This window comes from Mycobacterium sp. Marseille-P9652 (genome assembly GCF_902652685.1).
Classification (GTDB): domain Bacteria; phylum Actinomycetota; class Actinomycetes; order Mycobacteriales; family Mycobacteriaceae; genus Mycobacterium.
This window is the reverse complement of record NZ_CACRUY010000016.1, coordinates 54,525-72,514: the sequence shown is the minus strand read 5'-3', so window position 1 is coordinate 72,514 and position 17,990 is coordinate 54,525. Positions and strand designations below refer to the sequence as shown.

Below are 17,990 nucleotides of genomic sequence, written 5' to 3'. Positions count from 1 at the left end.
TCACTTGTATGAGCGAGTCGAACCTATCCCGTTGCACACGTGTATATCTATGTTTTGCTGAATTTGGCTGGCCCGGCGGCGGTAGTTTCAATCCGCGTCGCTGTCGGGTCAGGTGATCGGCGCGGCGTCGACGCCAATCTGCTTTCGGGCGTCGCGCCCGTTGGCGGCGAAGAGGTCGAACCAGCCCGGCGAAGGAGGACGAGTGAAGGCCATTCCCAGAATGCTGGTGTTCGGTCTCGTCGAGCTCGTCGTGTTCGGTTCCATGGTGTTTCTCCCCGCCGGCACGTTCGATTACTGGCAGGGCTGGGTTTTCCTGGCGGTGGTCGGTGTTGCCGCGTGGCTTCCGGCCGTCTACCTGTTGCGAGCGAATCCCGCCGCCCTGGAGAGGCGGATGCGCGGAGGCCCGGCCGCGGAGGGCCGCACGGCCCAGAAGGTCGTCATCGCCGGGTTGTACCTGTCGCTGGCGGCGATGGTGGTCGTGAGCGCCCTCGACCATCGGTTCGGCTGGGCACCGGCACCGCCGCCGATCTGCCTGGTCGGCGACGTGCTGGTGGCCGTCGGGTTGGGCATCGTCGGCCTCGTGATCGTCCAGAACAGCTATGCCGCCGCCACGGTGCGGGTGGAGCAGGGTCAGACGGTGGTGTCCACCGGCCTGTACGGGATGGTGCGACACCCGATGTACACCGGCAACGTGATCATGATGATCGGCATCCCCCTCGCGCTCGGCTCCTACTGGGGACTCGTCTTCGTGGTACCCGGAGTGATCGTGTTGGCCTCGCGCATCCGCGACGAGGAGAGGCTGCTCCGCCACGAATTGAGCGGCTACAGCGAGTACACGCAGAAGGTTCGCTACCGCCTGGTTCCGCTCATGTGGTGACGGGTTCTCTCACAGCTCGTTCGCCGGGCCGACGGCGGGGACCTGTTCCACCGACCCGACCTGCCCGTCCAACCGCCGGCCCAGGTCCTGCACCGAGGGCGCGTCGAACAGGACGCGAACGGGAAGGTCCACGGCCAGGGCCGAGTTGATGGCGGCGATCGCCCGCATGGCCGACAACGAGTCGCCACCCAGGTCGAAGAACGACTCCCCGGGAGCGACGCGTTCGACACCCAGCACCTGGGCGTAGATCCCGGTGAGGATCTGCTCGATCACGCCGGCCGGGGGATGCTCACCGGCCCCGTTCGTGTGGTGCGCGACGGCCGGCGCGGCGGCGCGCGGCGGGGCCGTCGCCGGCAGGGCGTGTTTACCCTCTTCCGGCCCGACGACGGCCGACAGCGGTCGCGCCGGGTCGGAGGCCATGGCGTCGAGCACTTGCTGGAAGCGCTCGACGAGGGTGGCGATGTCGGACGCGTCGAACACGTCGGTGCGGTACTGGACGTGCAGGGCCAGCTCCTGGCCCGGCACGGCCTGGACCGTGAGCGGGTAATGGTAGAGGTCGCGGTTGCTGATGCCGGTGATGGTCAGCCCGTCGCCGCCCGACAACGCGTCGGGGTCGGCGGGGTAGTTCTCGTAGACGAAGACGGTGTCGAAAAGTCGTCGCTGCCCGGTGATCCGGTGAATCTCGCTGAGACCGAGGTGCTGGTGGTCGAGGGTGCGGTTGTGGACGCCTTGGATCTGGTCGAGTAGCTCGGCGGTGGTGGTCGACGGGCCGACGGTGGCGCGCACCGGCACCGTGTTGATCAGCAGGCCGACCATGGAGTCCGCGCCCGGCAGGTCGGCGGGCCGACCCGAGACGACGGCGCCGAAGGCGACGTCGTCCTGCCCGGTGAGCCACGTCAGCAGCTGCGCCCAGGCGGCTTGGAGGACGGTGCTGACGGTGGTCTGGCGGGTGCGCGCCAACTCGCCGAGCGCCCGGGTGAGCGGCCGGGGAACCAGGAACGTGGCCGTGTCCCGCGGCCCCGTCCCGAACGGGTCCGGCGGCCCCACCAGAGTCGGGTGGCCGAAGCCGGCGAACACTTCGCCCCAGGCGGTCCGGGCGGCGGCCCGGTCACGGGCGGCGAGCCAGGTGATGAACCTGCGGTACGGGACGGCCGCCGGCAGCCAGTGCGCGTAATAGCCGGCGAAGACCTCCTGCAGCAGGATCGGCAGCGACCACCCGTCGAGCACGATGTGGTGGTTGGTCAGGACGAACCGGTGCTGGTCTTCGGCGGTGCGGATCAGCGCCGCGCGGAACGCCGGCTGCTCGGCGAGGTCGTAGACGGCGGCGCGCTCCTCGGCACATACCCGCCGGACCTGCTCGTCGATATCGCCGTCGTCGAGCTGGATGTACCGCCAGGGCACTTCGGGGTCGGCCGGAATGACCTGCACCGGCTCCTCGTACTGAGAGCAGAACCGGGCCGTCAGTTGCGGGTGCCGGGTGGCCACGGTCTGGACGGCCCCGCGCAGGCGGTGCGGGTCGAGCCGGCCGCTCACCGTGATGTCGAGCTGCACCGCGTAGACGTCGTCGCCGCCCCGCGCGGTGCCGGCGTGGAACAGCAGTCCCTGCTGCAACGGGGTCAGCGGCAGCACGTCGGCGACGGGATAGCGGCGGCACAGCCCGTCGATCTCCCGCTGGCTCAGGCGGGCGGGCGCGATGTCGGACGGCGTCAGCCCGCCCCCACCGGAACGCACGTGCGCGCAGATGCCGGCCAGGGCGTCGAACCACAACCGGCTCAGCCGGCCGACCTGTGCGTCGTCGAGGGCAGAGGGCGCCCACGTCCACCCCGCGCGCAACCGCGGTCCCGTATCGGTGTCCACCGTGCCGGCGTTGAGCTCGACCGTGTGCATCAGCGGCATCGGGACGGCGGCGGCAATGCCGGCGACCGCGGCGCCGTCCTGGCGGATCTCCCAGATGTCCCCGGACGCGCCGGCGCCCGTACCGCCGAGCCGCCCCAGGTAGTTGAACCCGATCGCCGGGTCCGTCGCGGGCAGTTCGACGTCGTCGTTCAGATAGCGCAGCAGGCCGTAGGTCAGCCCGTCGGGCAGCGCGCGCAGCTGCTCCTTGGCGTCCTTGACGACGGCCCCGAGCGCGGCCTCGCCGCCCAGCACCTGCGCCCAGGCGAGCCCGCCGCCGGGCCGCCCGACGTCCAGAGCGACCGGATATTTCGTGGTGAACCACCCGACCGTGCGCGACAGGTCGACGTCCGGTGCCACGTCCTCCTGTCGACCGTGGCCTTCGACGTCGATGACCATGGGGGCATCGGTGCCGAGGAACTCCGCGCACGCGAGGGCGAAGGCGATCAGCAGGATGTCGTTGACCCCGGCGTGGAACGCCGTTGGCACCTCACCGAGCAGCATCCGCGTCGTTTCGGGATCGAGCTCCACCGAAAGGTTGCCGGCGGTCGCGTAGGTGTCGACCGCCGGTTGCACCGCCGGGAGCGCCGCGGGCACGCCGGCGATTTCCAGCCAGGCGTCCGCCTGCGCGACGACCTCGGGGTGGCGCGCGTGTTCGGCCAGCAGCGACGCCCACCGCTGGAACGAGGTGCCGCCCGCGGGCAACACCACCTGTTGGCCGCCCCGGTGCTGGGCCCAGGCGAGGTTCAGATCCTCCAACAGGATCCGCCACGACACGCCGTCGACGGCCAGGTGGTGCACGATCAGCAGCAGCCGGCCGGTGGCGGCCACCCAGAGCGCGCTGAGCATCATCCCGGCCGCCGGGTCCAGCCGTGCGCGCGCCTCCGCCACGGTCGCGTCGGATAGGACGTCGGCCGCGTGCACGCACGCGCGGGCGTCGACCGAGCCGGCCGCGGGCGCCGTCAGGTGCCACCCATCGGCGCCGTCGTCGGCGACGCGCAGCCGCAGCATGGGGTGGCGGTCCAGCAGGGCCTGCACCACCACCACTACGTCGGCCTCGGTCACTCCCACCGGGGCCTGGACCAGCATCGTCTGGTTGAACTCGCCGATCGGTCCGTCGACGCTGCGCAGCCACGAGATGATCGGGGTGGTCCCCACCGGGCCGACGCCCTCGTCGATCACCACCGGACGGCCGTCGGACACCTCGGCCACCCGGGCCAAACCGGCGACGGTCTGCTCGACGAAGATGTCGCGCGGCCGGCAGATCACCCCGGCGGCGCGCGCCCGCGCCACCACCTGCATGGACAGGATGCTGTCGCCGCCCAACTCGAAGAACGACTCGTCGACCCCGACGCGCTCGAGTCCCAGCACCGCGGCGTAGATGCCGGCCAGCACCTCCTCGACCGGGGTGGCCGGGGCGCGATAGCGATCGGCGTCGGAGTATTCCGGCGCCGGGAGCGCGCGGGTGTCGAGCTTGCCGTTCACGGTCAACGGCACCGCGTCGATGGCCACGACGGCCGCCGGGACCATGTAGGCCGGCAACCGCTCGGCGAGCGCGGCACGCGCCTCGCCCGCGTCGACGGTCCCGGTCACATAGCCCACGAGCCGCTTGTCGCCCGGGCGGTCCTCGCGGGCGATGACGACCGCCTGCCGCACACCGTCCAGCGCGGCCAGTGCCGCCTGGACCTCGCCCAGCTCGATGCGGTACCCGCGGATCTTGACCTGCTCGTCGGCGCGGCCCAGGTAACGCAACTGCCCGTCGGCGCCCCAACACACCAGGTCGCCCGTGCGATACATGCGCGCCCCCGGCCCCCCGAAGGGGCACGCCACGAAGCGCGTCGACGTCAGACCCGCCCGACCCACATAGCCGTCCGCCAGCCCCGCGCCCGCGACGTAGAGCTCGCCGACCACCCCGACGGGCACCGGCTGCAGCCACGTGTCGAGCACCGAGAACCCCAGGTGAGCCAGCGGCACCCCGATGGGGCTCACGCCGTTGTCGACGTCGTCGTCGACGATCTCGCGGAACGACGCGTGCACGGTCGTCTCGGTGATGCCGTACATGTTGATCAGCCGCGGCAGCCCCGGGTGGCGGTCGCGCCACGCCCGCAGCCGTTGCGGCTCCAGCGCCTCGCCGCCGAAAACCACCACCTCGAGCTTGAGTTGTTGCCCGAGCTCGGGCTGCAACCCGTCGGCGGTCTGCAGGGCGTAGAACGCCGACGGCGTCTGGCTCAACACGGTGACCTGCTCGGTCACCAGCAGGGCGCGCAGGTCTTCCGGGGACCGGACGATCGCATCGGGCACGACCACCAGCCGCCCGCCGTAGAGCAGCGCCCCCCAGATCTCCCAGACGGAGAAGTCGAACGCCAGCGAATGACACTGCGACCACACCTGGCCCGCCAACTCGACGTCCGCGTCCAGCGTCTCCAGGAGGCACGTCACGTTGCGGTGCGGAATCGCCACGCCCTTCGGCGTGCCCGTGGTGCCCGACGTGTAGATGATGTAGGCGACGTCGTCGGGATGCGGCCCCGTCACCGTGGTGCCGGTGGGCGCCTGCCCGTCGAGGTCGTCGAGGTCGATGATCAGCAGGTCGTGCTCGTCCAGGCGGGACCGCAGGGCCGCCGTGGTGATGGCCGCGGCCGGCGCGGCGTCGGCGAGCACGAAGCGCATGCGGGCCGCGGGCACCGACGGGTCGATCGGCACGTAGGCCGCCCCCGTCTTCGCCACGGCCACCATCGCCACGACCGCCTCCACCGAGCGGGGCAACAGCAGCGCCACCCGCTGCCCCGGTCCGGCACCGTGGCCGGCGAGGACGGCCGCCAGCCGATCCGCCGCGTCGCCGAGTTCCCGGTAGGTCATCGAGCGGCCCTCGCCGCTCACCGCCACCGCGTCGGGGGTGCGCGCGACCTGCGCGGCGAACATCGCCGGGATCGAGCCCGGCGCGCCCGCCGCCCGGGTGAGCACCGACCGATTACCCCAGCCCGCCAGGCGGGCGTGCTCGTCGGTGTCCAGCACGTCGATCGACGCCGCCCGACGTTGCGGGTCGGCGGTCATCGCCATGAGCACCCGCTCGAACCGCTCGATCAGGGTCCGGACGGTGTCCGCGTCGAACACGTCGGTGCGGAACTCGACCAGCCCGCCGATTCCGGCGGGCTCACCGGTCTCGGTGAACCGCTCGGCGAGGGTGAAGGTGAGGTCCATCCGGGCGGTGTGGGTGTCCACCGGCAGCGGCGTCACCCGCAGATCGCCCAGTGCCATGCCGGCGGCTTCGGTGTTCTGCCAGGCGAAGTTCTGCCAGGCCAGCAATACCTGGACCAGCGGGTGATGGGTGAGGCTGCGGGTCGGCCTGAGCCGCTCGACCAGCACCTCGAACGGCACATCCTGGTGTTCGTAGGCGGCCAGGCTGCGCCGGCGCACCTGCGCGATGAGGTCCGCGACCAGGGGGTCACCGGCCAGGTCGACCCGCAGCACCAGGGTGTTGACGAAGAAGCCCACCAGCTCGTCCAGCGCGGCGTCGCGGCGTCCGGCGATCGGGAATCCCACCGCGACGTCGCTGCTCGCGCTGAGCTTCGACAGCAGCACCGCCAGGGCGGTCTGCAGCACCATGAAGCTGGTCGCGTTGTGCTCGCGGGCCACGTCGGCGATGCGCTGCTGCAGCTCGGCGGGCCAGTCGACGGTCACGGTGGCGCCGCGGTAGTCCGCGACCGGCGGGTACGGCCGATCCGTCGGGAGCGCCAGTTGCTCGGGCATGCCGGCCAGGGCGTCCTGCCAGTAGCCGAGCTGCGCGGCGATGCGGCTGCCGGCATCGCCGAGGTCGCCCAGCTGCTCCCGTTGCCACAGCGTGTAGTCGACGTACTGCACCGCCAGGTCGGCCCAGTGCGGGGCCCGCCCGGCGCACCGGCTGGCGTAGGCGATTCCGAGGTCGTTGACCAGCGGGGCGATCGACCACCCGTCGGCGGCGATGTGGTGCACCACCGACACGTACACGTGCTCGTCCTCGCCGACGCGGAAAAGCCGTGCCTGCATGGGGATCTCGGTCGCGAGATCGAAGGAGTGCCGCACCACGGCGTCGATGGCCTCGGCCAGCCGGCCCTCCGGCCAGTCGGTGGCGTCGACGACCTCCCAGCCGAAGTCGGCCCGGTCGGCGGGGACCACCACCTGCCTCGGCACTCCCTCGACCGCGGGGAACAGCGTGCGCAGACTTTCCTGGCGGGCCACAACGTCGGCCAGCGCCGCGCCCAGCGCGTCGGCGTCGAGGTGTCCGGTCAACCGCAACGCCACCGGAAGGTTGTAGATGGGCGACGGGCCCTGCAGCTGGTCGATGAACCACAAGCGGTTCTGGGCGAACGACAGGGGCACCATCGCGGGCCGCTCGCCCGCCCGAAGGGGCTGCAGCCGGCCCTCGTCCCCGCCGATCCGGGGCGCGAGCTGAGCGACCGTCGGGGCCTCGAACACGGCGCGCACCGAGAGACCGGTCTCCAGCGCGGTGTTGACGGCGGCGACCAGTCGCATCGCCGACAGCGAGTCGCCGCCCAGGTCGAAGAAGGAGTCGTCCACGCCCACACGCTCGACGCCGAGCACCTGGGCGTAGATGCCGGTCAGGATCTCCTCGGTGAGAGTGCTCGGGGCCCGGTAGCGACCGGTGTCGGAATATTCCGGCGCCGGCAGGGCGCGTTTGTCGAGCTTGCCGTTGACCGTCAGCGGGAGCGCGTCCAGCGCCACCACCGCGGCGGGCACCATGTACGGCGGCAGTCGTTCGGCCAGCGCCGCGCGCAGCTTGGCCGGCTCGGCGGTGCCGGTGACATAGCCGACCAGCCGCTTGTCGCCGGGGCGGTCCTCGCGAACGATCACCACCGCCTGCCGGACGCCGTCCAGGCCGGCGAGCGTGGCCTGGATTTCGCCGGGTTCGACGCGGTACCCGCGGATCTTGACCTGCTCGTCGGCGCGGCCCAGGTATTGGAGCTGCCCGTCGGCCCGCCAGTGCACCAGGTCGCCGGTGCGGTACATCCGCTCGCCGAAGCCGCCGAACGGGCAGGCCACGAAGCGCGACGCGCTCAGGCCCGGCCGGCCGAGATAGCCGACGCCCACGCCGCGGCCCGCCACGTACAGCTCTCCCACGACACCGGTGGGCACCGGGCGGAGCCACTCGTCGAGCACGAACAGCGCGGTCGTCGCCACGGGTGCGCCGATGGGCGCGACGCCGCCGCCGACCGACCCCGACGTCAGGGGCGCGCTCATCGACGCGTACACGGTCGCCTCGGTGGGGCCGTAGGCGTTGATCGCGACCCGGCCCGAGGCCCACTGGTCGACCACCTCGGCCGAGCACGCCTCACCGCCCAGGAGCAGCGCCACCGACTCCAGCCCCTCGGGATCGAGGGCCGTCACCGCCGACGGCGTCTGGGTGAGCACGTTGACCCGCTCGCGAACCAGCAGATCGTGAAAGTCCGCCGGGGAGCCGACGACGGCGTCCGGCACCACGACCAGCCGCCCGCCGCCCAGCAGGGCGGCCCAGATCTCCCACACCGAGAAGTCGAACGCGTACGAGTGACACTGCGTCCACACCTGCGGCGACGGCAGTTCGGCGGGTGTCGAGTCGGCCAGGTGGGCCAGGTTGCGGTGCGCGATGGCCACGCCCTTCGGGGTCCCCGTAGTGCCGGAGGTGTAGATCAGGTAGGCGACGTCGGCGGGGTCGGGCACCGGCAGCGGGGAGACGTCGTGGGTCTCCCCCGACGGATCGTCGATGTCGATGACCGCGGCGCCGCACCCGCCCAGCCGGTCGGCCAGCGCCGCGGTGGTGACCACGGCGACCGGCGCGGCGTCGTCGAGCATGAACTGCATGCGGGCCGACGGCAGCGCCGGATCGATCGCCAGGTAGGCCGCCCCGGCCTTGAGCACCCCCAGCATCGCCACGACCGCCTCGGCCGAGCGTTCCAGGAGCAGCGCGACCCGCGCGCCCGGGCCGACCCCGCGGCCGCGCAGCAGCCGCGCGAACCGGTCGGCCGCCTCGCCGAGCTCCCGGTACGTCAGTGTCCCGTCCCCGTCGGTCACGGCGACCGCGTCCGGGACGCGGGCCACCTGAGCGGCGAACAAGGCCGGGACGGACACCGGCGCCGGTGCGGGCCGGTTCAGCAGTGCGCGGTTGCCCATCTCGTCCAGGCGGGCGCGCTCCTGCGCGTCGAGCACATCGATCGAGGAGAGCCGCCGCGCCGGGTCGGCCGTCATCGCGGTCAACACCCGCTTGAAGCGTTCGAGCAGCGCTTCGATGCTCGCCTCGTCGAACACGTCGGTGCGGAACTCCACCACCCCGCCGATCCCGGCGAGCTCGCCGGACGTGGTGTTGAAATCGCCCATCGAGAACGCGAGGTCCATGCGCGCGGTGCGGGTATCGAGCGGCAGTTGGGTGACCTGCAGGTCCCCGAGGGTCAGCCCGACGGCGGGGTCGAAGGGACCGGTGGCGTGCCAGTCCTGCCAGGACAGCATGACCTGAACGAGCGGGTGATGGGTCAGGCTGCGGGCCGGGTTGAGCCGCTCGACCAGCACCTCGAACGGCACGTCCTGGTGCTCGTAGGCGGCCAGGCTGCGTTGCCGCACCTGGGCCAAAACGTCGGCGACGGTGGGATCCCCGGCCACGTCGACGCGCAGCACCAACGTGTTGACGAAGAACCCGACCAGGTCGTCCAGGGCGGGATCGCGGCGCCCGGCGATCGGGAAGCCGACGGCCACGTCGGAGCTGCCGCTGAGCTTGGCGAGCAGCACCGCCAGCCCGGCCTGGAACACCATGAAGCTGGTCGCGTTGTGCTTGCGCGCCACCGCGGTCACCTGCCGCTGCAGCTCGACCGGCCAGTTGACCACCACGCTGCCGCCGCGGTGGTCGGCGACCGGCGGGTAGGGCCGGTCGGTCGGCAGCTGCAGGTGCTCGGGCATGCCGGCGAGGGCGTCCTGCCAGTAGGCCAGCTCGGCGGCGATGCGGCTGCCGCTGTCGCCGAAATCCCCGAGCTGCGCCCGCTGCCACAGCGTGTAGTCGACGTACTGGACCGGCAGCGGCGCCCAGTCCGGGGCGCGCCCCGCGCAGCGACTGGCATAGGCCTCGCCGAGGTCGCGCACCAGGGGCGCGATCGACAGGCCATCGGCGGCGATGTGGTGCACCGCGGCCACCAGCACGTGCTCGTCCGCGCCGAGGCGGAACAGCCTCGCTCGCATGGGCACCTCGGTCGCGAGGTCGAACACGTGGGTCGCCACCGCGTCGATGGCCTCCCCGAGCCGGCCCTCCGGCCAGCCGGTGGCGTCCGCGACGGCCCAGCCGAAGTCGGCCCGCTCGGGCGGGACCACCAGCTGGCACGGTATCCCGTCGTGCGCGCCGAACAGGGTGCGCAGGCTCTCCTGCCGCTCGACCACGTCCGCCAGCGCCGCTCCCAGCGCGTCGGCGTCCAGCCCTCCGCGCAACCGCAACGCCACCGCCATGTTGTAGGTCGCCGACGGGCCCTGGAACTGGTCGATGAACCACAACCGGCTCTGCGCGAACGACAACGGCACCACCTCGGGCCGCTCGCCTGCCACCAGCGGCTCGAGCCGGTCCCCGTCGCCACCGATGCGTGGCGCCAGTTGCGCGACGGACGGGGCCTCGAACAGTGTCCGCACCGAGAGGCTGGCGTCGAGGGCGTTGTTGACGGCGGCGATCAGGCGCATCGCCGACAGCGAGTCGCCGCCCAGCTCGAAGAACGAGTCGTCGACGCCGACGCGCTCGAGCCCGAGCACCTGGGCGTAGACGTCGGCGACGATCTGCTCAACGGCGGTGGCCGGGGCGCGGTAGGTGTCGACGTCGCGATATCCGGGCGCCGGGAGGGCGCGGGTGTCGAGTTTGCCGTTGACCGTCAGTGGCAGGGCGTCGATCGGGACGATCGCGGCGGGCACCATGTAGGCGGGCAGCCGCTCGGCGAGGGCGGCGCGCAGCTTGCCCGGCTCGGCGGTGCCGGTGACGTAGCCGACGAGACGCTTGTCGCCGGGGAGGTCCTCGCGGGCGATAACCACCGCCTGCGCCACCCCGTCGAGCCCGGCCAGCGCCGCCTGGACCTCGCCGAGTTCGATGCGGTAGCCGCGGATCTTGACCTGATCGTCGGCGCGGCCCATGTACCGCAACTGCCCGTCGGCGCCCCAGCGCACCAGGTCGCCGGTGCGGTACATGCGCGCCCCCGGCCCCCCGAACGGGCACGCCACGAACCGGGTCGCACTCAGGCCGGGGCGGCCCACGTACCCGTCGGCCAGGCCGGCGCCGGCGACGTACAACTCCCCGACCACCCCGACCGGGACCGCCCGCAACCACCCGTCGAGGACGAAGAAACTCAGGTGGGCCAGCGGCACCCCGACGGGGCTGACGACGCTGTCCACGTCGGAGGGCAGGATCTCCCGGAACGACGCGTGCACGGTCGTCTCGGTGATCCCGTACATGTTGATCAGCCGCGGCAGGCCCGGGTGGTTGTCCAGCCACGTGCGCAGCCGGTTGGGTTCCAGCGCCTCGCCGCCGAACACCACCGCCCGAAGCCGCAGCCGGCTGGCGAGCTCGGGTTGGGCCGCGTCGGCGGCCTGCAACGCGTAGAACGCGGACGGGGTCTGGCTCAGCATGCTGACCCGCTCGGCAACCAGCAACGCGTGCAGGTCCCCGGCCGAGCGCACCACCGCGTCGGGCACGACGACCACCCGTCCGCCGTAGAGCAGGGCGCCCCAGATCTCCCACACCGAGAAGTCGAACGCCAGCGAATGGCACTGCGACCACACCTGCCCCGCCAACCCCATGTCGGTGTCCAGCGTCTGGAGCAGCCGGGTCACGTTGCGGTGCGGGATCGCCACGCCCTTGGGGGTGCCGGTCGTGCCCGAGGTGTAGATGAGGTAGGCGATGTCGTCCGGGGCGGGCCCCGCCAGCACGACGCCGCGCGATCCGTCGACCGCGGCCTCGTCGAGGTCGTCGACGTCGATGACGAGCAGATCGCAGCCGGCCAGCCGGTCGGCCAGTCCCGCGGTGCTGAGCGCGGCGACCGGCGCGGAGTCGGCGAGCACGAACTGCATCCGAGCCGCCGGCACCGCCGGATCGATCGGCACGTAGGTGGCGCCGGTCTTGGCCACCGCCACCATCGCGACGATCGCCTCGGTCGAGCGGGGCAGCAGCAGCGCCACGCGCTGCCCCGGACCCACCCGCCGGGCGGCCAGCAGGTGGGCCAACCGGTTCGCCGCGTCGTCGAGCTCCCGGTAGGTCAACGAGACGCCCTCGAAGGTCACGGCCAGGGCATCCGGTGTGCGGGCGACCTGCGCGGCGAACACCGCCGGGATGGACACCGGCGCCGTCCCCGCGGGGGTCAACGCCGCCCGGTTGCCCCACGCCGCCAACCGGGCTTGCTCGGCCTCGTCGAGCACGTCCATCGAGGACAACCGCCGGGCCGGGTCCGCGGTCATCGCCTCGAGCACGCGCTCGAATCGCCCGACGAGTGTGCGGATGGCGTCCGCGTCGAACACGTCGGTGTCGAATTCGACGCGCAGACCCAGCTCGCTGCCCGGCAGGGCCTGGATGGCCAGCGGGTAATGGTTGTATTCGCGGTGGGTGAACCCGGTGATGGCCAGCCCGTCCTTGGCGGACATCGCGTCGGTGTCCAGCGGGTAGTTCTCGTAGACGAAGAACGTGTCGAAGAGCTGGTCCTGGCCGGCCACGCGGTGGATCTCGCTGAGGGCCAGGTGCTGGTGGTCGAGCGTGCGGTTATTGGCGGCGTGCAGCTCATGGATCAGGTCCGTGGCGGTGGTCGCCGCGGTGACGCTCGCCCGCACCGGCACCGTGTTGATGAACAGGCCCACCATCGAGTCGGCGCCGACGACCTCTGCGGGCCGGCCCGACACCGTGGTGCCGAAGGCGACGTCGGGCTGTCCGGTCAGCGACATGAGCAGCCGCGCGTAGGCGGCCTGGAGCACGGTGCTGACGGTGGTGTGTCGCGACCGCGCCAGCTCGTTGAGGGCCCGCGTGGTCTTCTCGGACACCTGGAACGATGCGACGCCCCGCCGCCCGGGCTCCAGGTGGCCGGCCGCACCCACCAAGGTGGGCGTGGTGAAGCCCGACAGCACCTCACCCCACGCCGCGCGGGCGGCGTCGAGGTCGCGGCCGGCCAGCCAGGCGATGTATCTGCGGTAGGGAACCGGCGCGGGCAGCCACTGGCCGTAATAGGAGGCGAACATCTCCGCCAGCAGAATCGGCAACGACCAGCCGTCGAGCACCAGGTGGTGATTGGTCAGCACGAGCCGGTGCTGCTCCGTGGCGGTGCGAATCAGAACCGCCCGGAAGGCCGGCTGATTGACGACATCGCAGACCGCCGCGCGCTCGGCGGCGCACACCTGCCCGACCCGCTCATCGAGGTCGGGGCCGCCGGCGCCGAGGTCCACGTACCGCCAGGGCACCACGGGGTCGGCCGGAATGATCTGCATCGGCACGTCGAACTTGTCGGCGAATCGGGCCGCCAGGTTGGGGTGCCGGGTCACCACCGTGTTCACCGCGTCGCGCAGGCGGTCCTGATCGAGCCGCCCGCTCAAGGCGATCGTGAGCTGCACCGCGTAGACGTCGTCACCGCCCCGCGCGGTGTTGGCGTGAAACAGCAGCCCCTGCTGCAGAGGGGTCAGCGGCAGAACGTCAGCTATCCGCATACTGCCGCTGGAGCTCGTCGATCTGCTGCTGGCTCAGTCCGACGGCGATGTCGGAGGGCGTCAACCCGCCCCCACCGCCTTGCACGTGCGCGCAGATTCCGGCGAGCGCGTCGAACCACAACCGATTCAGCCGGCTGACCTGCCCCTCGTCGAGGACCGAGGGCGCCCACGTCCAACCGGCGCGCAGCCGCGGGCCGGCGTCGGTGTCCACGGTGCCCGCGTTCAGCTCCACCGTGTGCGTCAGCGGCATGGCGATGGCCGCGGCGACGCGCGCGACCGACCCGCCATCGGAGGAGAGCCGCCACGCGTCGCCCGAGGCCTCGGTCCCGGCGCCCAGGCGCCCGAGGTAGTTGAAGCCGATCGACGGCTCCGAGTCCGGCAGGTCCACATCCGGGTTCAGGTAACGCAGCAGTCCGTAGGTCAGGCCGTCGGGCAGGGCCCGGAGCTGCTCCTTGGCGTCCTTGACAAGCGACCCCAGTGCGGCGGCCCCCGCGCCGACCTGGGCCCAATCCAGGCCACCCACGCCCAGCGCGACCGGGTACTTGGTGGTGAACCACCCGACGGTGTGCGACAGGTCCAGGTGCTCGTCCGGGCCGGCCAGATCCTCCTCGCGCCCGTGACCCTCCACGTCAATGGCGATGGGCGCCCCACCGGTGCCCAGGAACTCCCCCAGCGCCAGGGCGAACGCGATCAGCAGGACGTCGTGGATGCCGGCATGGAAAGCCGCGGGCACGTCGCCGAGGAGATGGCGGGTCGTCTCGGCATCCAGCTCCACCGACAGCTGCCCGGCGTCAGCGAACGTATCCACTCCCGCCGGCGGCAGCACCGTGGGCACCGTCGCCAGCTGACGCCACCGCGGCGCCTGTTCCACGACGTCCGGGTGGCGCGCGTGCTCCGCTAGCGTCGACGCCCACCGCCCGAACGACGTCCCGCCGGCCGGCAACACGAGCTGCTGCCCGGCGCGCCGCTGCGCCCAGGCGATGTTCAAATCCTCCAGGAGAATGCGCCAGGACACCCCGTCGACGGCCAGGTGGTGGGCGATCAACACGAGCTGGCCCGTAGGGACCACCCACAGGGCGCTGAGCATCGCCCCCGCCGCCGGGTCCAGGCGCGAGCGCGCCTCGATCACGGCCTCGTCGGACAGCGCCTGCACCGTGCGCAGGCACGTCACCGCATCCACCGACCCGACCTCGGGCACGGTCAGCGACCAGCCGCCGGCGTCCTCGTCGACGAGCAGCCGCAGCATGGGGTGCCGATCCAGGAGGGCCTGCAGCAGCGCCACCACATCGGCCTCGGTCACCCCGGCGGGAGCCTGCAGCAGCACGGTCTGGTTGAACTGATCGACCGGGCCCCGGACGCCGCGCAGCCAGCACATGATGGGCGTCGCGATCAGCGGACCGAGCCCGTCGTCGCCCGTGTCGGCGTCGCCGGTGGCCACCCCGGCGACCCGGGCCAGCCGGGCGACGGTTTGCTCGACGAAGATGTCCCGCGGGCGGCACACGACACCGGCGGCCCGCGCCCGCGCGACCACCTGCATCGACAGGATGCTGTCCCCGCCCAGCTCGAAGAACGACTCGTCGACGCCGACGCGCTCGAGGCCGAGCACCTGGGCGTAGATGTCGGCGAGGATCTGCTCGACCGCGTCCCCCGGCGCCCGATACCGGTCGACATCGGAGTACTCCGGCGCCGGGAGCGCCCGCTTGTCGAGTTTCCCGTTGACCGTCAGCGGCAGGGCGTCGATCGCGACGATCGCCGCCGGCACCATGTACGCCGGCAGCCGCTCGGCCAGCGCGTCCCGCAGCTTGCCCGGCTCGGCGGTGCCGGTCACGTACCCGACCAGGCGCTTGTCGCCGGGGCGGTTCTCGCGGGCGATGACCACCGCCTGCACCACCCCGTCCAGCCCGGCCAGCGCCGCCTGGACCTCGCCCAGCTCGATGCGGAACCCGCGGATCTTGACCTGGTCGTCGGCGCGCCCCACATACCGCAACTGCCCGTCGGCGCCCCAGTACACCAGGTCGCCGGTGCGATACATGCGCGCGCCGGGCCCGCCGAACGGGCACGCCACGAACCGCGCCGCGCTCAGGCCCGGCCGCCGCCAGTACCCGTAGCCGGCGCCGGCGCCGGCCACGTGCAGCTCCCCCACTACGCCCGCCGGCACCTGGCGCAGCCAGCCGTCGAGCACGAAGAAGCCCAGGTGGGCCAGCGGCACGCCGACGGGGCTGACGATGCTGTCCACGTCGGCGGGCAGGATCTCCCGGAACGACGCGTGGACCGTCGTCTCGGTCGTGCCGTAGAGGTTGAGCAGGCGCGGTGCCGCGGGGTGGTTGTCGAGCCACGTCCGCAGTCGATGGGGTTCGAGCGCCTCGCCGGCGAATATCACCGCCTGCAGTTCCAGCCGGCTCGCGAGCTCGGGCGCGAGCGCGTCCGCGGCCTGCAGCGCGTAGAACGCCGACGGGGTCTGGCTCAGCACGGTGACCCGTTCGGCGGCCAGCAGCGCGTGGAAGTCCTCGGGCGAGCGCGCCACCGACTCGGGCACCACCACGAGGCGCCCGCCGTACAGCAGCGCCCCCCAGATCTCGCACACCGAGACGTCGAACGCCAGCGAATGCCACTGCGACCACACCTGCCCCGGCGCCAGCTCGGCGTCCAGCGACTCCAGCAGCCGGATCACGTTGTGGTGGGTGATGGCCACGCCCTTGGGCACGCCGGTGGTTCCCGACGTGTAGATGAGGTAGGCGACGTTCTCCGGGTCGGGCGCCGGCAGGGGGGCGCCGACGGGAACGTTGCCGACGTGGTCGATGTCGATGACCGGCAGATCGCGGCCGGCCAGCCGTTCGGCCAGCGCGGTGGTGGTGATCGCCACCGTCGGCGCCGAGTCTTCGAGCATGAACTCGATGCGCGTGGCCGGCACCGAGGGATCGATCGGGACGTACGCGGCGCCGGTCTTGAGCACCGCCAGCATCGCCACGACCGCCTGGGCCGAACGCTCGAACATCAGCGCCACCCGCTGCCCCGGGCCCACACCGCGGCCGGCGAGAAGATGCGCGAGCCGGTCGGCGGCCTCCTCTACCTCGCGGTAGGTCCACGAACGCCCGCGGCACGTGATCGCGACGGCCTCCGGGGCGCGCGTCGCCTGGGCCGCGAACGCCGCGGGGATCGACGCGGGAATCGGCGGCGCCGGGCGGGTGAGCACCGCCCGGTTACCCCAGCCATCCAGCGTGTCGAGTTCGGCGGCGTCGAGCAGGTCCATCGACGAGAGCGACCGCCCGGGGTCGGAGGTCATCGCCACGAGCACTCGGCCCAACCGGCGCGCCAGTTCCGCGACGTCGGAACTCGACAGCGCCCCGCCGGCGGCCGCCGTGCTGAGGTAGAGCTGGTCGCCGGCGCCCGAGAAGATCAAGCCGAGACTGCCCACCTGAACGGGATTGGTGAACGACGCCGACGCCGCCACGCCGGCGAAGTCCATGGTCATCTTGGACGGCATGAAATTGACGCTCACCCGGTCGGGCGTCTGGCCCGTGCGCAAGTCGGCTTTGCGTTCGAGGGCGTGCACCGGGAAGCGCTGATGTTCCAGCGCTTCGCGGATCCGGGCGTCGACGTACCGACAGAAATCGGCGACGGTGGCGTTCGGGGAGACGCTCAGCACCAGGGGCACGACCCCGGAAATCATCCCGGGGATCGTCTTCGATTCCCGGCGCACGCGCCGGCTGACCGGGAAGTCGAGCACCACCTCCGCGCCTTCGGCGGACCAGCTTCGCACCAGCAGTGCGCACGCCGCGGTGATGACCGACGACCGGGGCACGTTCCACTCGGCGGACAGCTCTTGCACTCGCCGGAGCGCCGTCGGGTCGAGCCGCACCGGCGCGGACGGCTGCGCCGGGTTTCCGTCGCCGACGGCCCAGGGCAAGCTGTGGCTGGAACCGGTCTCCGGCGGCAGGTTCTCGGTCCAATAAGCCTGATCGTCCAGATAGTCCGCGGACGCTTCGTATTCCTGCTCGCACCGAACCAAGTCCTGCAGCGAGCCGAAGAAGGCCGGAGGAATGGGCGCGTCGGAAACAATTGCGGCGTAGACGGTGGCAATCCGATTGGCGATCAGCGTGATTCCCGCGCCGTCGATGATCATGTGGTGGAAGCAGCCGAACAGGTAGAACTCGTCGGCCCAGGTTTGAAACAACGCGAATCGGAATAGCGGGCCGTCGGACGGCATCGGCGTCCGTTGAATCGAGAGGGCCGCCTCGCGCGCTTCCTGCACGGGATGGCGCGACTCGCTGAAATCGAAGAACTCCACCTCGAGGTCCGGGTGGTCGACCGCCCGCTGGAAGACTCGGCCATCCACCTCGACGATGGCGGCTCGGGCCGGCTCGGCCTCCTGCATCGCGTGCCGGATCGCCCGCGCGAGCAACTCCCGGTCCACCGGCCCGTCGAATCGCACCAGGACACCGAGCTGCCATTCCGTGGCGGAGCCACCGGTTTCCTGCGCAAGCCAAATATCGAGCTGCCCCCGCGTCAGCGGAAGCATCCGGTCGTCACGTTCCATTCGGCCTACCTG

Annotated in this window: 1 protein-coding gene and 1 pseudogene; one reads left to right on the top strand and one right to left on the bottom strand. The window is 72.0% G+C overall.

Going from position 1 to position 17,990, the window contains the following annotated elements; translation table 11 throughout:
* Positions 1-202 precede the first annotated feature (202 nt).
* Complete coding sequence (locus tag GPY60_RS11490; RefSeq protein ID WP_197283645.1) at positions 203-877, top strand: methyltransferase family protein; 675 nt, start codon at positions 203-205, stop codon at positions 875-877.
* Between the two features lie 95 nt (positions 878-972).
* On the opposite strand, the pseudogene GPY60_RS11485 reads toward GPY60_RS11490, so the two are convergent.
* A pseudogene (locus tag GPY60_RS11485) lies at positions 973-17,978 on the bottom strand (amino acid adenylation domain-containing protein); the annotation flags it as partial.
* Positions 17,979-17,990: the final 12 nt, after the last annotated feature.